Genomic DNA, 22,763 nt, shown 5'->3' on the forward strand with positions numbered 1-22,763 from the left:
GGAAGGCAAGCTCAACATCGACGACCTCATCACGCACACGCTGCCGCTCGAGAAGATCAACGACGGCTTCGAGCTGATGAAGAAGGGCGAATCGATTCGCTCGGTCGTGCTGTATTGAGCGGGAGGCGGGGCATGCTCGACATCGTCGAAGAGCACGCGTGCCACGGCGGCGTGCAGCGCATCTACCGGCACGACTCGCGCGCGATCGGCTTGCCGATGCGGTTCTCCGCGTATCTGCCGCCGCAGGCCGCGCACACTCGCGTACCCGCGCTGTTCTATCTCGCAGGACTCACTTGCACCGAGGAGACGTTCGCGATCAAGGCGGGCGCGCAGCGCTTCGCGGCGCAGCACGGGATCGCGCTGATCTCGCCCGATACGAGCCCGCGCGGCGCGGGCGTGGAGGGCGAGAGCGCATCGTGGGACTTCGGCGCCGGAGCCGGGTTCTATGTCGATGCGACCGAGGCGCCGTGGTCGAAGCACTACCGGATGGGCTCGTACGTCGTCGACGAACTGCGCGAGACGGTGTTGGCCGAGCTGCCGGTCGAGGGCGGCAAGCTCGGCATCTTCGGGCATTCGATGGGTGGGCACGGCGCGTTGACGCTGGCGCTGCGCAATCCGGGGATCTACCGCAGCGTGTCGGCGTTTGCGCCGATTGCGGCGCCGATGCGGTGTCCGTGGGGCGAGAAGGCGTTCTCCGGCTACCTGGGAGCGGATCGCGAAACGTGGAAGCGGTACGACGCGAGCGAGTTGGTGGCGCGCTCGGGCGGCGCGAAGTTCGCCGAAGGCATTCTCATCGACCAAGGGCTTGCCGATCAGTTCCTGCCGACCCAACTGAACCCGGATGTCTTCGAAGCCGCATGCCGCGCGGCGGGCCAGCCGCTCACGCTGCGCCGTCACGCGGGGTACGACCACGGGTATTACTTCATCTCGACGTTCATGAGCGATCACCTCGCGCACCACGCGAAGGTGCTGTGCGCGTGAAATGCGCCTGGCAAGCGCACTAGGACGCTACCGCAACGGTGGCGTCCGATCACGCCGCCAACACCGCATCCATCCACCCAGCGAATAGCCTGGGTGCCCACGCCCTTGCTTTCCGCCGTGATCTGCAACGCTAAACCTCCGCACGACGTTTCGCGGTACTTGGCATCCATATCCTTGCCCGTTTCGTACATGGCGGCGATCACCTTGTCGAGCGACACCTTCGGGCCGCCCAGCGTTTCGATCATGCCCAGGATCACCGGGTTCTGGAAGTGGTTGGCCAGGTAGGACAGGATCGAGAGGTTCTGCGCCTTGGCTGCGGCGAGATCGGCCGGAGACAGGCTGAACACGCAACTGAACACGAAGAACGCCACCGACAGCACCATCGTCACGTGAGCGCGGATCAGTACGCGGCCGGAAACCTTCTCGGCGTCGGTGCCGTGCAGCTTGCGCTGGTCGACCGCGAACGACGAGATGATCGGCGAGTGGTTGAACGAGAACACCATCACCGGGATGGCGAGCCACAGGGTCTTGTAGAAGGCGCCGCTCGAGCGCGCGCGGCCCAGGCTGCCGGCTTGCTCGAGGGCCGAGCCGTTCCATTGCGGGATCAGGTAGACGGCGAGCAGCATCAGCGCGCACACGAACGGATAGACGAGGATGCTCATCGCCTTGACGATCACCTTGCCGCCGAGCCGCGCGATCGACATCAGGCCGAGGATCAGGGCCAGCGAGAACACGGCGCGCGTACCGATGCCGGTGCCGACCGAGACGTGCAGCTGGTGTAAGCGATTGCCGATAACTTGAAAAGGCGTTTGACTCTGGTCAACCGGTTTCTCGTGCTTGGTTGGCCTGGTGAGGGTTCGAGCCGCAGGGTGCGGTAAATTTCAGCGCCGTTTCTAGAGCGCGATTTCTATTTATTTTTAGAAAAATCGGCGTGCTGGATTAATTGGTTGATTTTTTCCAGGGCGATTTTTCGATTGCTCTCGAAAAGCGGGAAATCCTGGCCCAATGCAAACAGCCCCGGAATGCGGGGCTGTTTGCATTAGGAAAAGTCAGGCAGGCTTCCGAGCGTTCAACGTCGCGCGAGCAAGCTCAAGCCATAGACGACCGCTGCGAGCGCGGTGATCCAGAAACTCGTGGGCCAATCGGTGTAGAACGCGAGCGTGACACCGAGCCACGCCTGCGCGAGCGCGAAGAGTGCGGCGAGCAGCAGGCCCATGGAGAGCCGCGTCGACAGGTTCTGCGCCGCCGCCGCCGGCCCGACCATCAGCGTGAACACGAGCAGCACGCCGACGATCTGCGTGCAGGCCGCCACGGCCAGCGCCGCGATCGTCAGGAACAGCACGGACACGAGCCGCAGCGACACGCCTTTCGCCTCGGCCAGCTCCGGCTGCAGCGACGCGAACAGGAGCGGACGCATGATCGCACCGAGCGCGATCAGGCTGAAGGCGCCGATGCCGGCGAGCACCGCGAGCGTCGAGGTATTCACGCCGAGCACGTTGCCGAAGAGGAGCGCGGTGACCTGCGTCGCGTAGGCGGTGAAGAAGTGCAGGAACAGGAGCCCGAAGCCGAGCGACAGCGACAGGGTCACGCCGATCGCCACATCGCGCCCTGCGAGCTTTTCGCCGAGCGCCCCCATGCCGACGCCGGCCGCGACCGTGAAGCCGATCATCCCCCAGATCGGCGAGATGCCGATCAGCACCGCGCCCGTCGCGCCCGTGAAGCCGACATGCGAGAGCGCGTGCCCGGCGAACGTCTGTCCGCGCATCACGAGGAAGTAGCCGACGATGCCCGCGAGCACCGCGACGATCCCCGATGCGGCGAACGCGTTGATCATGAAATCGTATTCAAACATCGTGCTTGTGTCCGTCGCGAGAGGAGTGGGGCGCGCCTGCCGCGTGCGCGTGGCCGTGCTCGTGGTCATGCGCATGGCCGCCATGGCCGTGATCGTTTTCATGCTCGTGGTCGTGCTTTTCGACCTCGACGTCGCCCGACATCACGAAGATGCGCCCGTTCATGCGCATCACGTCGATCGGCGAGCCGTACAGGCGCGAGAGCACCGGCTTCGTGATGACTTCGTCGACGGTGCCGAGCGCGGCGACGCCGCTGCCGAGATACAGCACGCGGTCGAGCGCGTTCAGGAGCGGATTGAGCTCGTGCGCGGAGAACAGCACGGTGATGCCGAGCTCGCGCTGCACGTGGCGCACGAGCTCGACGACGCCGCGCTGGTGATTCGGATCGAGGCTGATGAGCGGCTCGTCGAGCAGCAAGAGGCGCGGTTCGCCGAGCAGGCATTGCGCGAGCAAGAGGCGCTGCCGCTCGCCGCCCGACAGCTCGGAGAGCGGCCGTTCCGCGAGCGCGCGGCCGCCGACGAGATCGAGCGCGCGCTCGACGTTCGCGCGCGTCTTCGCATCGGCGCTCGGGAGGCCCCAGCGGTGTCCGTCGGCAGCCATCGCGACAAAGTCGCGGCCGCGCACGCGACGGCCGGCGAGCGCGCTGCGCGTCTGCGGCATGTAGCCGATCGCCGGATTGCCGCGCGCAACGGGTTCGCCCGCCACGCGGATCGTGCCGCTCGCCGCGGGCACGAGGCCGAGCACCGCGCGCATCAGCGTCGTCTTGCCCGCGCCGTTCGGGCCGAGCACGCCGATGAATTCGCCCTGGTTCACGGTGAGGCTCGTCTCGGTGAGGATCGTGCGTCCGCCGAGCTCGAGCGTCACGCGCTCGAGCTCGAGCGCGTGCCGCGGCTTGCTGCCTGAAACGCTCATTGTCCCTTTCCTTCGAGCGCGGCCGACAGCGCGTCGAGCTGCACGGCCATCCATTTCTGGAAGTTCTTGGCCGCAGGCTCCGTCTCCGTGACGCTCATCGCCGGCACCTTCGATTGCTGGGCAAGCTTGAGCATGCGCCTGGTCAGCGCCTCGGTCGCCTGGCTGTTGTAGATCAGCACGCGCACGCGCTTCTCGCGCAGGTCTTTCTCGAACGCGGCGATGTCCGACGCGCTCGGCTCGGTGTTGTTCATCACCGCAAGCTGGAAGCTCGGGTTGCGCATCGCGAGGCCGATCGCGTCCGACATGTAGCCGAACACGGGCTCGGTCGCTGTCACCGGCACGCCCGCGTAGCGCGCGCGCAGCGCGGCGACCTTGGCGTCGATGGGCTTCAGCGAATCGAGGAACTTCGCGAGGTTCGCGTCGTAGTCGGCCTTGTGCGCCGGGTCGGCCGTCACGAGCGCCGCGCTGACCGCGCGCGCGACTGCGGGCATGGTCGCCGGGTCGTACCAGAGGTGCGGGTTGTCGCCGGCCTTCTTGCCGACGAGGTCGGCGGCGATGATCACCGTGCGCTTCGCGTTCTTCGACACGTCGAGGAGCTTGGTCATCCACGGGTCGTAGTCGGCGCCGTTATAGACGACGAGGCTCGCGTGCTGCAGCGCGCGGGCCGTCTTCGGGCTCGCTTCGAAGAGGTGCGGGTCTTGGTCCGGATTGCTGAGGATGCTCGTCACGTCGACATGGCTGCCGCCAAGTTGCTGCACGACGTCGCCGTAGAAGTTTTCCGCGGCGACGACGGGAATCTTCGCGTTCTGCGCAAACGCGGCGTTGCAGAACGCCAGCGCCGCTGCGCCCGCCGCGATGAGCTTCGACAGTTTCAGCGCGCGGCGCGCGATGCCCTGCATGGGTCCGATTGCATTCATTCTTGTGTTCCTATCATGGGTGTCCGGCCGAGCGGCGGCGCGGGGTCATAAAACGGTGGTGCGCGGCGCTCAGGCGCCCGCTTCCTTGGACTTCGACTTGCATTCGCCGCACAGGCCGGTGAGCTCGACCACCTGCTTGTGCACCTCGAAGCCGTGCGCGGGCGGCGACGCCGACAGCCGCTCGGCGAGCTCCTCGCCGGGAATCTCGACGGTTTCGCCGCAGCGCTCGCAAATCAGGAACTGGCTCTGGTGCGGCTTGCCGATCTCGCAGCAGGCGACGAACGCGTTGCGCGATTCGATGCGATGCACGAAGCCGTTTTCGACGAGGAATTCGAGTGCGCGATAAACGGTGGTGGGCGGCACGCGGCCGCGCTGCGGCTCGAGCGCGGCGAGCAGGTCGTAGGCGCCGATCGGCTTCGCGGCCGTGACGATCAGCTCGTAGACCTGCCGGCGCAGCGGCGTGAGCGTCAGGTCGTGTTCGACGGCATAGGCGTCGGCGCGCGCGAGACGCTCGGCGGAAGAGTGGACGTGGTCGGCGGACATGACGGTGAATCCGGGATCGCTGAAGTGGCGATGATATAACGTATCGCGATTTTGTGCCGATAAGCGGCTTCCTCGCGTCAATCAAAAGCGTTCCGGTTTCCTTCCTGGAGCGCCGCGCTCCGCGCTGCTCTACCGCACCGCACCATCGAAATCCATTGCTTCACCTTGACAGTGCCCAACGCGTATCCGATCATTCGATCAATAACCGAGCAATTGCTCTATCGCTGAGCGTTCGCTCACCACGCGAAGCAAAGCACAACGATTCGGAGACATGCAGTGAGACTGCAAGACAAGGTCGCGATCCTGACGGGTGCCGCTAGCGGCATCGGAGAAGCCGTGGCGCTGCGCTATCTCGACGAAGGCGCGAAGTGCGTGCTGGTCGACGTGAAGCCGACGGCCAAGTTCGCGCAGCGTCTCATTGAGACGTACCCCGAGCGCGTCCACGCGGTCAGCGCGGACGTCACGCGCCGCGAGGACATCGATGGGATCGTCGCGGTCACCGTCCAGCACTTCGGCGGCGTCGACATCCTCTTCAACAACGCTGCGCTCTTCGACATGCGCCCGCTCGTCGACGAATCCTGGGACATCTTCGACAAGCTCTTCGCCGTCAACGTGAAGGGCATGTTCTTCCTGATGCAGGCGGTCGCGCGCCGCATGGTCGAGCAGGGGCGCGGCGGCAAGATCATCAACATGTCGTCGCAAGCGGGCCGGCGCGGCGAAGCGCTCGTCTCGCACTACTGCGCGACCAAGGCGGCGGTGCTGAGCTACACGCAGTCGGCGGCGCTCGCGCTCGCGCCGCACAAGATCAACGTCAACGGCATTGCGCCGGGCGTCGTCGATACGCCGATGTGGGACCAGGTCGACGCGCTTTTCGCACGCTACGAGAACCGGCCGCTCGGCGAGAAGAAGCGGCTCGTCGGCGAGGCGGTGCCGCTCGGCCGCATGGGCGTGCCGGCCGACCTGACCGGCGCCGCGCTGTTCCTGGCGTCGGCCGATGCCGACTACATCACCGCGCAGACGCTGAACGTCGACGGTGGCAACTGGATGAGCTGATTTCCCCCGCAACAACGCGCAGTACCGCCTACCCTGAAAAGGCGAGCGATCCCATAACGATTCATAACGCACAAGAGAAAGGAGACAAGCATGAAACGAACGTTTAGACCCACGCTCAAGGCGCTATGCGGCGCCGCCCTGGCGTGCACGGCGCTTGGCGCATCGGCCGCGCAGACGATCACGATCGCGATGTTGAACAACCCGGACATGATCGAGCTGAAGAAGCTCTCGCCCGCCTTCGAGCAGGCCAATCCGGACATCAAGCTCAACTGGGTGGTGCTCGAGGAAAACGTGCTGCGTCAGCGCGCGACCACCGACATCACGACCAACAGCGGCCAGTTCGACGTGATGATGATCGGCACGTACGAAGCGCCGCAGTGGGGCAAGCGCGGCTGGCTCGCGCCGATGGCCAACCTGCCGGCCGACTACGACCTGAACGACGTCGTGAAGACCGCGCGCGATGGCTTGTCGTACAACGGCACGCTTTATGCGCTGCCGTTCTACGTCGAGAGCTCGATGACGTACTACCGCAAGGACCTGTTTGCGGCGAAGGGCCTGAAGATGCCGGATCAGCCGACCTACACCCAGATCGCGGAGTTCGCCGACAAGCTCAACGACAAGGCCAACGGCGTCTACGGCATTTGCCTGCGCGGCAAGGCGGGCTGGGGCGAGAACATGGCCTACTCGACGACGGTCGTGAACACCTTCGGCGGCCGCTGGTTCGACGAGGGCTGGCATGCCCAGCTGACCTCGCCCGAATGGAAGAAGGCGATCACGTTCTATGTGGACCTGCTCAAGAAAGACGGCCCTCCGGGAGCGAGCTCGAACGGCTTCAACGAGAACCTGACGCTGATGTCCTCGGGCAAGTGCGCGATGTGGATCGACGCGACGGTCGCGGCCGGCATGCTGTACAACAAGCAGCAGTCGCAGGTCGCCGACAAGATCGGCTTCGCCCCCGCGCCGATCGAAGTCACGCCAAACGGCTCGCACTGGCTGTGGTCGTGGGCGCTCGCGATTCCGAAGTCGTCGAAGCAGCCGGACTCGGCGAAGAAGTTCATCACCTGGGCGACCTCGAAGGGCTACATCGAGATGGTCGCGAAGGATGAGGGCTGGGCGTCGGTGCCGCCGGGCACGCGCGAATCGACTTACGCGCGCCCCGAGTACCAGCAGGCCGCGCCGTTCGCGAGCTTTGTGCTGAAGGCGATCCAGACCGCCGATCCGAACCATCCGACCGCGAAGCCGGTGCCGTACACGGGCGTGCAGTTCGTCGGCGTCCCTGAGTTCCAGTCGTTCGGCACGGTGGTCGGGCAGAGCATCGCCGGCGCCATCGCGGGCCAGATGACCGTCGATCAGGCGCTGGCCGCGGGCCAGGCGACCGCCAACCGCGCGGTGCAGCAGGCCGGCTATCAGAAATGACGTAACGCGTCCCGCGTGAGGCGCACTCCCCGGCGCGCCGCACGCAGGACTCCGCAGCACAGCGGGCCGCCATTCTCGCGCGGCCCGCGCACGAGTCAGATGGGCTTCCAAACCTGGCGCTACGCGCCAGGCCCCCCGAGGGGGGCAATCACCCAAGGGGACTTCCTTCGGGGCGAAAAACTTGGTGCGGCCCGGCGTTTTCTTGAGAGGTGTCCCGAACATGCGTCATCTTCATCTTCCCCTCACCCACGCCCCAGCGCTCACCGAGCACGAACGCGAAGAGCGGCGCGCGTCCTCGTCGCGCTGGCTGATCGCGCCGTCCGTGTCGGTGCTGCTGCTCTGGATGGCGATTCCGCTCGCGATGACGATCTGGTATTCGTTCTCGCGCTACAACTTGCTGAACCCGGACCTGAAGGGCTTTGCCGCCCTCGACAACTACCGGTTCCTCGTCACCGATCCGTCGTTCGTGCCGTCGATCCTGCACACGATCGAATTGATCGGCTCGGTGCTGATCATCACGGTGGTGGGCGGCGTGCTGATGGCGGTGCTGTTCGACCGCAAGTTCTACGGCCAGGGCATCGCGCGCCTGCTCGCGATCGCGCCGTTCTTCGTAATGCCGACAGTGAGCGCGCTGATCTGGAAGAACATGATCCTGCATCCGGTGTACGGTCTCGTCGCCGATGCGATGCGCGCGCTCGGCCTGCAGCCGATCGACTGGTTCGCCACCTATCCGCTCACGGCGGTCGTCGTCATCGTCGCGTGGCAGTGGCTGCCGTTCGCGTTCCTGATCCTGTTCACTGCGATCCAGTCGCTCGACCAGGAGCAGAAGGAAGCCGCCAAGATCGACGGCGCCGGCCCGTTCTCGATGTTCTTCTTCATCACGCTGCCGCACCTGAAGCGCGCCATCGCGGTCGTCGTGATGATGGAGACGATTTTCCTGCTGTCGATCTTCGCCGAGATCTATACGACGACGGCCGGCGGTCCCGGCAACGCGACCACCAACCTGTCGTACCTGATCTACGCGGTCGGCCTGCAGCAGTTCGACGTGGGCCTCGCTTCGGCGGGCGGCATTCTTGCCGTGGTGCTCGCGAACATCGTGTCGTTCTTCCTCGTGCGCATGCTGGCGAAGAACCTCAAAGGGGAGTACGAGAAATGAACCACCCCCACGCTCACATTCGTTCGCTGCCCCCCGAGGGGGCGGATGCCCCCTCGGGGGCGGCCCGGCAGGAGGCATCATGAGCAGCCCCACTTTGCAAAACCCCGTGCAATATCGCGCACCGTCGCCGGTGCTTGGCGCGATCAAGAAGGTGCTGCCGGGCGTGATCGCCTGGCTGATCGCCGCGGCGCTCTTCTTCCCGATCTTCTGGATGACGATCACTGCTTTCAAGACCGAGCAGCAGGCGTACGCGTCGTCGCTGTTCTTCATCCCGACGCTCGAGAGCTTCCGCGAGGTGTTCGCGCGCAGCAACTACTTCGCGTTCGCCTGGAACTCGGTGCTGATCTCGGCCGGCGTCACGGCGATCTGCCTGGTGTTCGCGGTGCCGTGCGCCTATGCGATGGCGTTCTTCCCGAACCAGCGCACGCAGAAAGTGCTGCTGTGGATGCTGTCGACGAAGATGATGCCGTCGGTCGGCGTGCTCGTGCCGATCTACGTGATGTGGAAGAACGCCGGCATGCTCGACACCGTCTGGGGGCTCGTCGTCGTCTACTCGCTGATGAACCTGCCGATCGCGGTGTGGATGGCGTTCACCTATTTCAACGAGATTCCGAAGGACATTCTCGAAGCCGGGCGCATCGACGGCGCGGCGACCTGGCAGGAGATCGTCTACCTGCTGATGCCGATGGCGCTGCCGGGGCTCGCATCGACTGCGCTCCTGCTCGTGATCCTGTCGTGGAACGAGGCGTTCTGGAGCATCAACCTGTCGAGCTCGAACGCTGCGCCGCTCACGGTGTTCATCGCGTCGTACTCGAGCCCTGAAGGGTTGTTCTGGGCGAAGCTGTCGGCCGCGTCGCTGCTGGCCGTGGCGCCGATCCTGATCGTCGGCTGGCTGTCGCAGAAGCAGCTCGTGCGCGGCCTCACGTTCGGGGCGGTCAAATGACCATGACCGCTTACGCGAAGCGCGGCGAGGCCAACGGCGGCAAGTCGGTGCTGATCTGCGATTGCGACGGCGTGCTGATCGACAGCGAAGCCGTCGCCGCGCAGATGCTCGTGAGCGAGCTGGAAGCGCGCTGGCCCGACGCCGACGTCGAGCCGGTCGTGATGCCGCTGCTCGGCCTGCGCATCGAGCGCGTGCTGGCCGGCGCCGCGGCGCAGCTCGGCAGGACGCTCTCGGCCGGCGACATCGAGGCGATCCGCCGCGCGGTCGAGGCGGCGGCGATAGAAGCGCCGATGGTCGCCGGGATCGAGACGGCGCTCGCGCAGATCGACCTGACCAAGGCGTGCGCGAGCAACAGCTATACCGACTACGTCGAGGCGGTGCTGACGCGCACCGGGCTCACGCGCTTCTTCGGCCACCGCTTGTTTTGTGCGGACAGTGTCGAGTTGCCGAAGCCCGCGCCGGACGTCTATCTGGCGGCGGCGCGCTCGCTGGGCGCGCCGCCGGAGGCGTGCCTCGTCGTCGAGGACAGCGTGACGGGCGTGACCGCCGCGACCGCCGCGGGGATGACGGTGATCGGCTTTATCGGCGGCGGCCACGCGACGAGCGCGCAGATGGATGCATTGCGCGGCGTCGGCGCGCGGCACGTGTTCGACGACATGAGCGAGCTGCCGCGGCTCGTGGAGCAATGGCGGGTAAGCGGGGCGCTGAACGTCCACTGAGTTGGCGTGGGCTTGAACGGAACTTGAATAGACGGGAGACAGATCATGGCAAGCGTGACATTGCGCAACGTGGCGAAGCGCTATGAAGACAACGAGGTGCTGCGCAACGTGAACCTCGACATCAACGACGGCGAGTTCGTCGTCTTCGTCGGCCCGAGCGGCTGCGGGAAGACGACGCTGATGCGGATGATCGCGGGACTCGAAGACATCAGCGCCGGCGACCTCAACATCGACAGCACGCGCATGAACGACGTGCCGCCCGCCAAGCGCGGCATCGCGATGGTGTTTCAGTCATATGCGCTCTATCCGCACATGACGCTCTACGACAACATGGCGTTCGGCCTGAAGCTCGCGGGCGCGAAGAAGCCCGAGATCGACGCCGCAGTGAAGAACGCAGCGAAGATCCTGCACATCGATCACCTGCTCGAGCGCAAGCCGAAGCAGCTGTCGGGCGGCCAGCGGCAGCGCGTCGCGATCGGCCGCGCGATCACGCGCAAGCCGAAGGTGTTTTTGTTCGACGAGCCGCTCTCGAACCTCGACGCGGCGCTGCGCGTGAAGATGCGGCTCGAGTTCGCGCGGCTGCACGACGAATTGAAGACGACGATGATCTACGTGACGCACGACCAGGTCGAGGCAATGACGCTCGCGGACAAGATCGTCGTGCTGTCGGCGGGCAACGTCGAGCAGGTGGGGAGCCCGAACCGGCTCTATCACGCGCCGGCGAACCGCTTCGTGGCGGGCTTCATCGGATCGCCGAAGATGAACTTCCTGAACGGCGTCGTCAACGCGGTGACGGCCGACGGCGTGCTCGTGCGCTACGAGACGGGCGAAACGCAGCGCTGCGCGGTCGAGCCGGGCAATGCGCGCGTGGGCGACGCGGTGACGGTCGGGATCCGGCCCGAGCATCTGCATATCGCCGGCGCGGGCGACGACGGCATCGCTTCGCGGACGATGACGGTGGAATCGCTGGGGGATGCCGCGTATCTGTATGCGGAGTCGGCAGTGGCGCCGGATGGGTTGATCGCGCGCATTCCGCCGCTCGATCAGCACGACAAGGGAGCGACGCTCAAGCTCGGCGCGACGCCGGATCACTGCCATCTGTTCGATAGCGATGGGAAGGCGTTCGATCGGCGGATCGTGGAGGTGCGGTCGGCGGCGTGAGGATGAGGGGGCTCGAACGGGAGCATTCGTGGGGCACGGCCGCCAATGCGATGGCAGGCCCAGAGTAGATCGATTGGTAAACTCGACAACTGGCCAGGGGGCCTCGATGCGCGCGTTTGATCGACTCAATATCTTTGCTCAGCTGCTAGCCGGCTCGGCGGCCATGGTCGCGCTGCTCGTGATGCTGGGCGGCATCGCGATCGTCGAAATGCGGCACGGCAACGACCGTGTGACGAGTCTGCAGGGCACGCAGCTTCCCGCGGTGCGGAGCAGCCTTCAGATGGCCTCGTCCGTGCGCGAGATGGCGCTCGGCGAATTTCTCGCTGCGGGCGCGAACACCCCTGTGGATCTCAAGCACAGCACGGATGTCATCGACGCGGGCATGGCCGCGTTCCAGGCCGCCTTGGCTGAATTTCGCACGCTGGCGGCGCGTGAAGGCCCGGACGCGCAGGCCGCCGCGAGGCGCGTGTCCGATGCGTTCACGCAGTATGTGAACGTGGATCGCAAGATCCGCGCCGCGCTGGCCGACGGCAACCAGGCCGATGCCATGCAGCAGATCATGGGGGCCGCCGCCGCGGGGCGGGCCTCGCTCGATCGCGAGCTTGCCGGGATCGTCGCCAACAACGACGCGGCCGCGGCGAAGGAGGGCGCCGCCGCGCAGTCCGACTATCACCAGACCATTGCCACCGTGCTCGCTTTCATCGTGTGCTCCTCGGCGCTCGCCGTGGCGATCTCGGTGATCATTGCGCGCGGCGTGCTTCGGCAGCTCGGGGGCGAGCCGCGCGTTGCCGCGCACCTGACCGGCCGGATCGCGGCCGGCGACCTGTCGGTCGCGGTCCGCGTCCGGCCCGGCGATGAGGACAGCCTGATGGCGAAGCTCGCGTTCATGCGCGACCAGCTGGCGTCCATGATTGCGCATGTCAAGCACGCAAGCGGGTCGATCTCGGTCGCCTCGGCCGAAATCGCGCAAGGCAATCTCGACCTGTCGCGACGGACCGAGAGTCAGGCCAATTCGTTGCGGCAAACCGTCGACGCGATGGCAAAGCTCAATGCGGCGGTACACCAGACCGCCGAAACCGCCGGCCAGGCGGCATCGATGGCGCAGACCGCGACGACCACGGCGCAGACGAGCGGCGACGAGGTGCAGCGCATGGTCGATACGATGCTGGGCATCCGGGCCAGCTCGACGAAGGTGGGAGAGATCGTCGGCGTGATCGAGGGCATCGCATTCCAGACCAATATCCTTGCGCTGAATGCCGCCGTCGAGGCTGCCCGTGCGGGAGAGGAGGGGCGGGGCTTCGCTGTCGTCGCGGGCGAGGTGCGCACGCTCGCGCAGCGAAGCGCCGTGGCGGCAAAGGAAATCAAGGCGTTGATCCGCGATTCGGTCGCGCAGGTGCAGGCCGGCGCGGAGCTTGTCGAAGGCGCGCGTGGCACGATCGGCGAAGTGTCCGGCTCGGTCGCGCGCGTGAGCGGCATGATCAACGGGATCTCGCTTGCGTCGGGGGAGCAGAGCGTCGGCATCGATGAAATCGCCCATGCCCTCGAGAACATCGATGAGGTCACGCAACAGAATGCAGCCCTCGTCGAACAGGCGGCAGCGGCGGCCTCATCGATGGCGGAACAGGGGGACCTGCTGCTGCGAGCCGCGTCCGCGTTTACGCTGGAGCCCGCAGCTCACGCCGGCAGCGAAGGGCTTGCATTCGGGCGGCGGGTCGTGGCGTTGCCGTTGGTGGCGTGAACGGGCGTTTTTTGGAAGCCGGAGGATAGGGGCGGGCCTCCTCCAGGCTCATTTCGCAATCCATCTCACGTGGATATGTTCGGCGGCGGCCGTCACGCTGCCCGTTTCGACGACGGCAAAGAAGGCGGCGGGGCGGGTAAAGTTCATGCCCCCCCCTCCAACGCCGCCCGCGCGCAAACCTCATCGGTCACGAGCCCCGACAGCCACCCGCCTTTAAGCGCAGCCATCACCGCCCCGCGCTTTCTCTCCCCGCCCGCAAACCCGATCGTCGGCCGCTTCGGCGGCGAACCGAGCCGGATGCTCGTCACGCGCCGCCCGGTGGGCGATTCGATGCGCTTGCCGTCGGCGTCGATCGGCAGACCCAGCATCTCCGCCACCGCGTCCAGCTCCATCAGCTCGTTCAGCTCGTCGGTGGTGATGAACCCGTCTTCATGCAGCGGACAAAGCGGCCCGATATTGCCGATCCCGACAAACGCGACATCAGCCTCGCCCGAGAGCGCCTCGACGATCCGATACAGCCGGTGACTGCACCACTGCGCGCGCTCCGCTTCGTTATCGGCGATGAGCGGCGCCGGCAGCAGGAAGTGCTTGCCGCCCGTCTTCTCCGAGATATGCAGCGCGACGTCGTAGCGGTTCGACGAACCGTCCTGGGCAATCGCCCCGACCATCGATACCAGCCGGTGCTGCGGACGGTCGAGCTGCGCGATCTGGTCGACCGCCGCCTTCAGCGTGCGGCCGCTGCCCACCGCGATCACCATCGGCTTCTCGGCGATCAGGTAGCGCTCCATCACCTGCGCGCCGGCCACGGCGAGCTTGCGGTCGAGCGCTTCGGGGCTGTCGGCGTCGATCGGCACGACTTCGCACATCGATAGCCCGTAGCGCGCCGAGAGCTGGTCGGCCAGCGCCAGGCAGTCGGCGAGCCGATGGTCGACGCGCACGCGGATCAGGTTCTTCTCGACCGCGAACGCGACGAGCCGTTGTGCGACCGGGCGCGACACCTGAAGCTTTTCGGCGATCTCGTTCTGCGTGTTGCCGGCGACGTAGTAGAGCCAGGCTGCGCGCGTCGCGAGATCGAGTTTTTCGTTGGATTTGGGCACGATGTCGCTGGAATCGAAGGGTTATGCGAGCCGTTTGCGCGACGGCTCGAAAAGCGGCTGCACATGGCGGTACAGCTCGCGGTAGGCGGTAAGCCGCTCGCGCAGTTGCGCGTGACGTCCGGCGTTCGGCGCGAACTCGGCCTGGACCGGCGGCTTGGAAAGCACCTGCGCCGGGTCGCCGCCCGCGGCGAGCCAGCCGAGGCGCGCCGCACCGAGCGCGGCGCCCGTCTCGCCGCCGCCGTGCTTGCGCGTCGTGGTGGCGAGCGCGTCGGCGATGAGCTGCGCCCAGTACGTGCTGCGCGCGCCACCGCCGATCAGCGACAGCGCGCTCACCTCGGTGCCGGCCGCGGCGAGCGAGTCGAGCCCGTCGGCGAGCGCGAGCGTCACGCCTTCGAGCACCGCGTAGCCGAGCAGCGCGCGATCGGTGGCGTGCGTCATGCCGAAGAAGACGCCTTGCGCGTAGGGGTCGTTGTGCGGCGTGCGCTCGCCGGAGAGGTACGGCAGGAACAGCGGGGCGCCCGCAAGCGCGTTGCCGTCGAGCGCCTCGACTTCGGCGAGCAGCGTGGGCTCGTCGGTGCCGGTGAGCTTGCAGACCCAGCGCAGGCAGCTCGCCGCCGACAGCACCACGCTCATCTGATGCCAGCGATCCGGAATCGCGTGGCAGAACGCATGCACGGCCGACGCGGGATTCGGCCGGAAGCGGTCGCCGACGACGCACAGCACGCCCGACGTCCCGAGCGACACGAAGCCGTCGCCGGGCTGCGTCGCGCCGATGCCGATGGCGCTCGTCGCGTTGTCGCCGCCGCCTGCCGCGACCACGACTTCGCCTGAGAGGCCCCACTCGCGCGCGAGCTCGGCGCGCAGCACGCCCGAGGGTGCGCTGCCTTCGGCAAGCCGCGGCATCTGCGAGCGATCCATGTTGCACGCGGCGAGCAGCGCATCGGACCAGTCGCGCTTGGCGACGTCGAGCCACAGCGTGCCGGCCGCGTCGGACGGATCGGAGACCTTGCCGCCCGTCAGCTGCAGGCGCAGGTAATCCTTCGGCAGCAAAACGCAGGCGGTCTGCCGGAACACCTCGGGTTCATGGCGCGCGACCCACAGCAGCTTCGGCGCGGTGAAGCCGGGCATCGCGAGATTGCCTGCGATGCGATGCAGGTCCGGCGCACGCTCGGTCAGCTCGGCGCATTCGTCGACGCTGCGCATGTCGTTCCAGAGGATTGCTGGCCGCAGTATGCGGTCTTCGCTATCGAGCAGCACCGCGCCGTGCATCTGGCCCGACAGGCCGATGCCGCGGATCTGCGCGAACGCGGCGGGATGGGCCGCGCGCAATGCGGAGATCGCGGCGCGCGTGCCGTTCCACCAGTCGGCGGGGTTCTGCTCGGCCCAGCGGGCGTGCGGGCGCGAGACCGTGAACGGCGAACCTGCGGTGCCGATCACGTTGCCGCCGGGGGCGAGCAGCAGCACTTTCACTTCGGACGTGCCGAGGTCGATGCCGAGATACATGGGCAGGGGGCTGGTCGTTGAGAATGCGCTACTTTAGCCGCGCGGCGCATGCAACGACAATGGGCGCTCACCCCGAATCGCCGACCTCACGCGCGTTTCGCGAGCCATGCATCCACACGTGAGAGCGCCGCGCGCACCGCATTTTCGAGCGGCGCGCTCTGGGCCATGCCGCCCCACAGCAGGCGATCCGCGCAGAATGCGGCAAGCGGATCCGGGGCGGCGAAGAACGCGCGCGCCGCGGGCTCGTCCATCACGCCGTCCTGGTAGGCGTAGGGCAGCAGGCCCTGCTGCCAGCGGTCGAGAAAGCGGAAGAACAGCGCGGGCAGCATGGCCGTCGCCGCTGGCTCTACGCCGCGCTTGACGCATTCGGCGAGCGTCGGCGCGATGAAGCCGGGGATCTTCGAGAAGCCGTCCGCGGCGACGCGCTGGTTCGTGTCGAGGATGTACGGGTTGCTGAAGCGGTCGAGCACCACGTCGCGGTAGCGCGCGAGATCGAGCGGGCTCGGCGTGAGACACGGGATCACGTCTTCGGTCACGTAGTCGTGGGCGAAGCGGCGGATGTCGGCGTCGAGCGTGCCTTCGTGGATGTAGCTCAGGCCGACGAGTGTGCCGGCCCACGCGATGCAGCTGTGCGTCGCGTTGAGGATGCGGATCTTCGCCTCCTCGTACGGCAGCACCGATTCGACGAGCTCCGCGCCTACGCGCTCCCACGCCGGGCGTCCCGCGCAGAAGCGGTCTTCGATCACCCATTGGATGAACGCCTCGCCCATTACCGGGCAGGCGTCGGCAAAGCCCGTCGCGGCGAGCACGCGTTCGCGCACGTCGTCGGTCGGGCGCGGCGTGATGCGGTCGACCATCGAGTTCGGACAGGCGGTGTTCGCACCGAACCACGCGAGCAGGTTCGCTTGTCCGCGCTGCTCGAGGAACGCGCGCATCCCTGCGTGAAAGCGCTCGCCGTTGCTGCGCAGGTTGTCGCAGCTTTGCAGCGTGACGGGTCCCACGCCGCGCTGCATCCGGGCTTCGAGGATCGCCGCGAGCGCGCCGTAAATCGTGGCGCGCGCGCCTTTCAAGTCGGCGGCGAGATCGGGATTGGCGGCGTCGAGGCGGTCGTGCTCGTCTAGGTAGTAGCCGCCTTCGGTGACGGTGAAGGACACGATCTTGCAGGCCGGATCGGCGCCCGCCTCGACGAGCTCAGCGAGCGACGCCGACCACGGCACGACTCGCTGAATCGAGCGGATCGTCTCGTAGGCGCGCTCGCCTTGCGGCGTCACGGTCTCCAGCGTGTAGACGCCGTCCTGCGCGGCGAGCGCGTCGAGCACGGAGTTCATGTCGCCGCGGATGTTGCCGACCGTGAGCGACCAGCGCTCGCTCGCCGGGGATGCCTCGTTCAACCGGTGCAGATACCACGCCTGATGCGCGCGATGAAACGATCCCGCGCCGATGTGCAGGATCACGTTCGTGCCGGCGCCGCTTGAGTTGTCCATGGGGTGTGTCTCCAGCTGGATAGGCGGCTCAGGACGCGTTGTGGTCCGGGCCGCTTTCTTGGTCGATGTGATTGGAGCATTTGCTCGCACAATGAACGAATGATCGTATTCGGGTTGTCGAAAGTCAAGGCAGTGACGGGAGCATTTCGATGGCGCGTTGCGGCGCGTGAAGGGGTGTGGCGTGACGCGCGCCTTGCCGAGCGGGATCGCGTCGCAGATGCTGCGGCGCACAAGCAAAACAGCCCGGCGTTGCCGCCGGGCTGCTCTTATGTGAATGGACGAACGCCCGAGGGCGTCTACAACAGGTTCAAAGCACAGTCCGCACGTGCCAAAGCTCGGGAAACAGCACGACATCCAGCATCTTGCGCAGATACGGCGCGCCGCTCGTGCCGCCGGTGCCTTGCTTGAAACCGATGATCCGCTCGACCGTCGTCACGTGCCTGAACCGCCACTGCCGGAACGCGTCCTCGAGATCGACGAGCTCCTCGGCCATCTCGTAGAGCTCCCAGTGTTGCGTCGGATTGCGATAGACCTCGAGCCACGCCGCCTCGACCGACGCGTCGTGCTCCGTCGGCAGCGTCCAGTCGCGCTCGAGCCGCGCGGGCGCGATCGGAAAGCCGCGCCGCGCGAGCAGGCGCACGACTTCGTCGTAGAACGACGGCGCTTCGAGCGCCGCTTTCACCTCGGCGAAGATCTCCGGACGATGCGCGTGCGGCTTGAGCATCTGCTCGTTCTTGTTGCCGAGCAAAAATTCGATCTGCCGGTACTGGTACGACTGGAACCCCGACGACGCGCCCAGGTACGGCCGCATCGCCGTGTATTCGGACGGCGTCATCGTCGCCAGCACGTTCCACGCCTGCACCAGCTGCTCGAGGATGCGCGAGACGCGCGCGAGCATCTTGAACGCGGGCGGCAGGTCGTCGCGATGCACGCAGGCGAGCGCGGCGCGCAGCTCGTAGAGCGCGAGCTTCATCCAGAGCTCGCTCGTCTGGTGCTGGATGATGAACAGCATCTCGTTGTGATCGGGCGAGAGCGGATGCTGTGCCGACAAGATCTTCTCCAGCGAGAGATAGTCGCCGTAGCTCATCGACTTCGAAAAATCGAGCTGCGCATCGTGCCAGCCGGTGTCGTTGGCTTCGGGGACGTGCTGGCCGGGCGCCGCGTGCGCCGCGCCCTCGCTGCCGTGGCCGAAGGGGCAGCCGCCTTGCGGCGTCCGGGGCGTGGCCTGCGCGTCGTCGGCTCGCGCGTCTTCCGGCAATTGCATATGGTCGGTCATCGCAATTCTCCTCGCCTTACGTCACCGAGCCGCGCGCGGCGAACTCGGGCGAGCGCCACGCCTCGGTGGCGAGCACGTCGCGCAGCGTCTCGACGGCATCCCAGACGTCGACGAAGCGCGTATAGAGCGGCGTGAAGCCGAAGCGCAGGACGTGCGGCTCACGATAGTCGCCGATCACGCCGCGCGCGATCAGCGCCTGCATCACCTCATAGCCGTGCGGATGCTCGAAGCTCGCATGCGAGCCGCGCTGCACATGCGCGCGCGGCGTGACGAGCTTGAGCGACATGCCCGCACAGCGCGTCTCGACGAGCTCGATGAAGAGGTCGGTCAGCGCGAGCGACTTGCGGCGGATCGTCTGCATGTCGGTCTGCAGGAACACGTCGAGCCCGGCCTCGACGAGCGCCATCGACACCATCGGCTGCGTGCCGCAGAGGAAGCGGCCGATGCCGTCGTCGGGCTGGTAGCGCGGGTTCATCGCGAACGGCGTGCGATGGCCCCACCAGCCGGAGAGCGGCTGCGCGAACGCGTTCTGGTGACGGTGCGGCACCCAGACGAACGCGGGCGAGCCGGGTCCGCCGTTCAGGTACTTGTACGTGCAGCCGACGGCGTAGTCGGCGCCGACGCCGTTCAGGTCGACCGGCACCGCCCCCGCCGAGTGCGCGAGATCCCACAGCGCGAGCGCGCCCGCCTGATGGATCATCCCGGTGAGCGCGGCCATGTCATGCATGTAGCCGGTGCGGTAGTTCACGTGCGTGATCATGGCGACGGCCGTGTCGCTGCCGATCGCCTCCGGCAGCTCCGACGGATCGTCGACGAGGCGCAGCTCGTAGCCGCGGTCGAGCTGCTCGATGAGGCCCTGCGCGATGTAGAGATCGGTCGGGAAGTTCGAGCACTCGGAGACGATCACGCGCCGCTTCGGATCCCGTTCATGCGCGAGCTTGAGCGCCGCCGACAGCACCTTGAACAGGTTGATCGAGATCGTATCGGTGACGACGACCTCGTTCTCGGCCGCGCCGATCAGCGGCGCGAGCTTGTTGCCGAGGCGGCGCGGCAGCGCGAACCAGCCGGCGGTGTTCCAGCTGCGGATCAGGCCCTCGCCCCATTCGCTGCCGATCACCGCTTGCGCGCGGGCCGCCGCCGCGGCGGGCGGCGCGCCGAGCGAGTTGCCGTCGAGATAGATGACGCCGGGGTGGAGCGCGAACTGGCCGCGCAGAGGGGCGAGGGGATCGTCGCGGTCGAGCGCGAGGGCTTCTTCACGGTGTTTCATGGCGGAGGCGTTTCCGGTTTCCAGTGGGTTGTGTCGTGTTGCCTTGGGGCCGCGCGCCGCTCACGCGGCCGGCAGCGCGCGCAGCACCGCGCGCACCGGGCTCGCATCGAGCGTCGCGAATTTGAGGGGCAGGGCGATCAGCTCGTAGTCGCCGGGCGCCACCGCATCGAGCACGATGCCTTCGAGGATCGCCATCCGATGCGCGCGGATGCGGTGGTGCGCGTCCATCGTCTTCGACTCCTGGGGGTCGAGCGACGGCGTATCGATGCCGACGAGCTTCACGCCGCGCGCGGCGAGCAGGTCGATGGTCTCGGGGGCGACCGCGCAGAACGCGCTGTCCCAGGCGGCGAGCGGGGCGCGCGCGTAAGTGCGCAACAGCACACGCGGCGGCAGATCGGTGAGATTCGCGGCGAGGCTCGCGGCGATATGCTCGGGCGTCACGAGCGGCGCCGCGCCCACGCAGTGGATCACGCGGCAGCGCCCGAGGTAGGCGTCGAGCGGCACGGCGCCGATCGCGGCGCCCTCGGCGTCGTAATGAAGCGGTGCGTCGGTATGCGCGCCGGTGTGCGGCGAGAGCGTCACGCGCGCCACGTTGACGGGCGAGCCGGCCTCCATCTTCCAGACGCGCTCGATGCCGACCGGGGTGTCGCCGGGCCAGACAGGGGTGGCGGTGTCGATGGCGGGGGTGATGTCCCAGAGCGTTTCCATGTCTCCGTATCTCGTTATCTCGATGCTTTCGATGATAGGCAAGACCGAGTAGAAAGTGCTTGCGAAATAGTCGCCCGCAGACGCCCCGGCTAGAACATAATTCGAGATAAGTCGAAAAGGGAGACCAAAAATGAATGCGATCTCACTTGACGCCACCGATTGCCGTATCCTCACCGTCCTCCAGAGCGAGGGGCGGATCAGCAATCTCGACCTGGCCGAACGGATCGCGCTGTCGCCTTCGGCGTGCCTGCGCCGGCTGAGGCTACTCGAAGAGCAGGGGGTGATCGAGCGGTACCGGGCGTGCCTGAACAAGGAAGCGCTCGGCTACGAGCTGGAAGCGTTCGTGCAGGTGTCGATGCGCAACGATCAGGAGAACTGGCACGAGCACTTCGCCGACGCGCTGCGCGAATGGCCCGAGGTGGTCGGCGCGTTCGTCGTGACGGGCGAGAGCCACTATGTGCTGCGCGTGCTCGCCCACAACCTCAAGCACTACTCGGACTTCGTGATTTCCAAGCTCTACAAGGCGCCCGGGGTAATGGACATCCGCTCGAACATCGTCTTGCAGACGCTCAAGGAAGACACCGGCGTGCCGGTCGGGCTGACGCCGGAAACGGAGCGGTAGCGGGCGGCGCGCGCAGTTGCGTCCCGCGTCAGAGCGGGTCGAGCCCGTGGAATTCGCCGCCTTGAAATACGAGCGGCTTCAGATCGGCGGCGTTTTCATGCACCCCGCAGCGCTCGACCTCGCCGACAAAAATCACGTGGTCCCCTTCCTCGTAGCGGCTGCGGTTGTGGCACTCGAACCAGGCGAGCGCGCCCTCCAGCACCGGCATCCCCGAATCGCCCGCCGAGTGCGGGACGCCCGCGAAGCGGTCGCCCTTGAGCGTGGCGAAGCGTTGGCAGAGATCGAGCTGCGACGCGGCCAGCACGTTGACGACATAGTGGCTGTTGGTCTGGAACACCGGCATCGACGCCGATTTGGTCGAAAGGCTCCAGAGCACGAGCGGCGGATCGAGCGAAACCGAGTTGAACGAGCTCGCGGTGATGCCGATCAACTGGCCCGAGGACGCGCGTGTCGTGATGACCGTGACGCCGGTGGCGAATTGGCCGAGCGCCTGCTTGAATGCGCGGGTATCGAAATTGGGCGGGCTGGCGCGCTTCATCGGGCGTGGCCTCCGGAGCGGGGCTTCAGGGCGGCGCGCTGCCGGGGAAGCAGGGGAACTGAATCGAAAGAATCGAAAGTCATGTAGAAGATCGGCGAGTTGCCCCGATTTTAACGGAATCTCCCGTGCCGACGGGTAGGCCGGCCATTGGACGAGGGCATTGCGCCGGCCTTCGCAAAAAAGGCTAAGCTGAGCGGCGGAGGAATGGCGCATTCGGCGCTCGCGTTGCCGGTGGCATATCGGCGCGACGCTTGGCCCGCAGTCTTCCGAACGCGTGCTCCAGGCACGCGAGGCGCGGCAATCAACGAGGAGCAGGCATGACTCAAGCAAGCGAGACCGCCACGCTGGGCGGCGGTTGTTTCTGGTGTCTCGAGGCGGTGTACCTGGGCGTCGACGGGGTCAGCGCGGTCGAATCCGGCTATGCGGGCGGCACGGTCGAGCATCCGACCTATGAGCACGTCTGCGACGGCCGCACCGGCCACGCCGAAGTCGTGAAGGTCGAGTTCGATCCGGCGAAGATCGGCTACAAGGACATTCTCGAGATCTTCTTTGCGATCCACGATCCGACGCAGTTGAACCGGCAGGGCAACGATGTCGGCACGCAATACCGGTCGGTGATCTTCACGCACTCGGAGGCGCAGCGCGAGACCGCGCTCCAGGTGATCCGCGAGATCGCCGCCGAGGGTCTCTACGACGGGCAGATCGTCACGCAGGTCCTGCCGCTCGACGGCAACTACTGGCCTGCGGAGGCCTATCACCAGAACTATTTCGCACAGCATCCCGAGCAAGGGTATTGCGCGTTCGTCGTCGCGCCGAAGGTGGCGAAATTCCGCCAGAAATTCGCGCACCGGATGAAGCCTGGGGTGTGAAGGCGCGGCG

The 22,763-nt window shown here is 66.7% G+C and carries 22 protein-coding genes and 1 pseudogene; 11 read left to right on the forward strand and 12 right to left on the reverse strand.

The window, feature by feature from the left end; genetic code table 11:
- Both FAZ69_RS24510 and fghA read left to right on the forward strand, forming a co-directional pair.
- Window positions 1-118 (forward strand): annotated as a pseudogene (locus tag FAZ69_RS24510) (zinc-binding dehydrogenase); the annotation flags it as partial.
- Window positions 119-132: 14 nt separating this feature from the next.
- Window positions 133-981, forward strand: coding sequence for an S-formylglutathione hydrolase (gene fghA / locus FAZ69_RS24515; protein WP_136897692.1), 849 nt, complete (start codon window positions 133-135; stop codon window positions 979-981).
- Here fghA and FAZ69_RS34580 read toward each other — a convergent pair.
- The 5 genes from FAZ69_RS34580 to FAZ69_RS24540 all read right to left on the reverse strand — a co-directional run bounded on the left by FAZ69_RS34580 (window position 945) and on the right by FAZ69_RS24540 (window position 5,203).
- Window positions 945-1,715: an amino acid permease gene (locus tag FAZ69_RS34580; protein WP_136897693.1), complete on the reverse strand. Its 771-nt coding sequence runs from the start codon at window positions 1,713-1,715 to the stop codon at window positions 945-947. The two genes, fghA and FAZ69_RS34580, sit on opposite strands and share 37 nt — an antisense overlap.
- A gap of 335 nt (window positions 1,716-2,050) precedes the next feature.
- Entirely contained in the window at window positions 2,051-2,833 is a 783-nt protein-coding gene (locus FAZ69_RS24525; protein WP_136898002.1) for a metal ABC transporter permease, read from the reverse strand.
- Window positions 2,826-3,743, reverse strand: coding sequence for an ABC transporter ATP-binding protein (locus tag FAZ69_RS24530; protein WP_240702454.1), 918 nt, complete (start codon window positions 3,741-3,743; stop codon window positions 2,826-2,828). The genes FAZ69_RS24525 and FAZ69_RS24530 overlap by 8 nt, the downstream gene beginning before the upstream one ends.
- Window positions 3,740-4,660: a metal ABC transporter solute-binding protein gene (locus FAZ69_RS24535; RefSeq protein ID WP_240702455.1), complete on the reverse strand. Its 921-nt coding sequence runs from the start codon at window positions 4,658-4,660 to the stop codon at window positions 3,740-3,742. Before FAZ69_RS24535 ends, FAZ69_RS24530 begins: the two co-directional genes overlap by 4 nt.
- A 69-nt stretch (window positions 4,661-4,729) precedes the next feature.
- Window positions 4,730-5,203, reverse strand: coding sequence for a Fur family transcriptional regulator (locus FAZ69_RS24540; RefSeq protein ID WP_136897695.1), 474 nt, complete (start codon window positions 5,201-5,203; stop codon window positions 4,730-4,732).
- Window positions 5,204-5,479: 276 nt separating this feature from the next.
- Between FAZ69_RS24540 and FAZ69_RS24545 the strand changes: the two genes are divergently transcribed.
- From FAZ69_RS24545 to FAZ69_RS24575, 7 genes are all read left to right on the forward strand, one after another.
- Window positions 5,480-6,256, forward strand: a complete 777-nt coding sequence (locus tag FAZ69_RS24545; protein ID WP_136897696.1) for an L-iditol 2-dehydrogenase — start codon at window positions 5,480-5,482, stop codon at window positions 6,254-6,256.
- A gap of 90 nt (window positions 6,257-6,346) precedes the next feature.
- Entirely contained in the window at window positions 6,347-7,672 is a 1,326-nt protein-coding gene (locus FAZ69_RS24550) for an ABC transporter substrate-binding protein (RefSeq protein ID WP_136897697.1), read from the forward strand.
- Between the two features lie 220 nt (window positions 7,673-7,892).
- Window positions 7,893-8,828, forward strand: coding sequence for a carbohydrate ABC transporter permease (locus FAZ69_RS24555; RefSeq protein ID WP_136897698.1), 936 nt, complete (start codon window positions 7,893-7,895; stop codon window positions 8,826-8,828).
- A gap of 79 nt (window positions 8,829-8,907) precedes the next feature.
- Window positions 8,908-9,771 (forward strand): carbohydrate ABC transporter permease, encoded by an 864-nt coding sequence (locus tag FAZ69_RS24560; RefSeq protein ID WP_136897699.1) that lies wholly within the window; start codon window positions 8,908-8,910, stop codon window positions 9,769-9,771.
- A gap of 2 nt (window positions 9,772-9,773) precedes the next feature.
- Window positions 9,774-10,490 (forward strand): HAD family hydrolase, encoded by a 717-nt coding sequence (locus FAZ69_RS24565; RefSeq protein WP_136898004.1) that lies wholly within the window; start codon window positions 9,774-9,776, stop codon window positions 10,488-10,490.
- A gap of 45 nt (window positions 10,491-10,535) precedes the next feature.
- Window positions 10,536-11,651 (forward strand): ABC transporter ATP-binding protein, encoded by a 1,116-nt coding sequence (locus FAZ69_RS24570; RefSeq protein WP_136897700.1) that lies wholly within the window; start codon window positions 10,536-10,538, stop codon window positions 11,649-11,651.
- Window positions 11,652-11,757: 106 nt separating this feature from the next.
- A complete protein-coding gene (locus FAZ69_RS24575) occupies window positions 11,758-13,389 on the forward strand; it encodes a methyl-accepting chemotaxis protein (RefSeq protein WP_169708756.1) in 1,632 nt (543 codons plus the stop codon).
- A gap of 143 nt (window positions 13,390-13,532) precedes the next feature.
- On the opposite strand, the gene FAZ69_RS24580 is transcribed toward FAZ69_RS24575, so the two are convergent.
- From FAZ69_RS24580 to kynB, 6 genes are all read right to left on the reverse strand, one after another.
- Window positions 13,533-14,486 (reverse strand): sugar-binding transcriptional regulator, encoded by a 954-nt coding sequence (locus FAZ69_RS24580; protein ID WP_136897702.1) that lies wholly within the window; start codon window positions 14,484-14,486, stop codon window positions 13,533-13,535.
- Window positions 14,487-14,507: 21 nt separating this feature from the next.
- Window positions 14,508-15,989, reverse strand: a complete 1,482-nt coding sequence (gene xylB / locus FAZ69_RS24585; RefSeq protein ID WP_136897703.1) for a xylulokinase — start codon at window positions 15,987-15,989, stop codon at window positions 14,508-14,510.
- An 86-nt stretch (window positions 15,990-16,075) separates the two neighbouring features.
- Window positions 16,076-17,473, reverse strand: a complete 1,398-nt coding sequence (gene dalD / locus FAZ69_RS24590) for a D-arabinitol 4-dehydrogenase (RefSeq protein ID WP_136897704.1) — start codon at window positions 17,471-17,473, stop codon at window positions 16,076-16,078.
- 307 nt (window positions 17,474-17,780) lie between these two features.
- Window positions 17,781-18,749 carry a tryptophan 2,3-dioxygenase gene (gene kynA, locus FAZ69_RS24595; RefSeq protein WP_169708757.1) on the reverse strand — a complete coding sequence of 323 codons (969 nt, stop codon included), beginning with the start codon at window positions 18,747-18,749 and terminating at the stop codon, window positions 17,781-17,783.
- A gap of 16 nt (window positions 18,750-18,765) precedes the next feature.
- On the reverse strand, window positions 18,766-20,016 hold the full coding sequence (gene kynU / locus FAZ69_RS24600; protein ID WP_136897705.1) for a kynureninase: 1,251 nt from the start codon (window positions 20,014-20,016) through the stop codon (window positions 18,766-18,768).
- 60 nt (window positions 20,017-20,076) lie between these two features.
- Entirely contained in the window at window positions 20,077-20,724 is a 648-nt protein-coding gene (gene kynB / locus FAZ69_RS24605; RefSeq protein ID WP_136897706.1) for an arylformamidase, read from the reverse strand.
- Between the two features lie 130 nt (window positions 20,725-20,854).
- Here kynB and FAZ69_RS24610 point away from each other — a divergent pair, with 130 nt between their 5' ends.
- Window positions 20,855-21,346, forward strand: a complete 492-nt coding sequence (locus tag FAZ69_RS24610) for an Lrp/AsnC family transcriptional regulator (protein WP_136897707.1) — start codon at window positions 20,855-20,857, stop codon at window positions 21,344-21,346.
- Between the two features lie 28 nt (window positions 21,347-21,374).
- Here FAZ69_RS24610 and FAZ69_RS24615 read toward each other — a convergent pair whose 3' ends face one another.
- Window positions 21,375-21,884, reverse strand: coding sequence for a flavin reductase family protein (locus FAZ69_RS24615; RefSeq protein WP_136897708.1), 510 nt, complete (start codon window positions 21,882-21,884; stop codon window positions 21,375-21,377).
- Window positions 21,885-22,201: 317 nt separating this feature from the next.
- On the opposite strand from FAZ69_RS24615, the gene msrA reads away from it, so the two are divergent.
- Entirely contained in the window at window positions 22,202-22,753 is a 552-nt protein-coding gene (gene msrA, locus FAZ69_RS24620; protein ID WP_136897709.1) for a peptide-methionine (S)-S-oxide reductase MsrA, read from the forward strand.
- The last annotated feature ends 10 nt before the right edge of the window (window positions 22,754-22,763 follow it).

It is taken from the genome of Trinickia terrae (genome assembly GCF_005144415.1).
Classification (GTDB): domain Bacteria; phylum Pseudomonadota; class Gammaproteobacteria; order Burkholderiales; family Burkholderiaceae; genus Trinickia_A; species Trinickia_A terrae.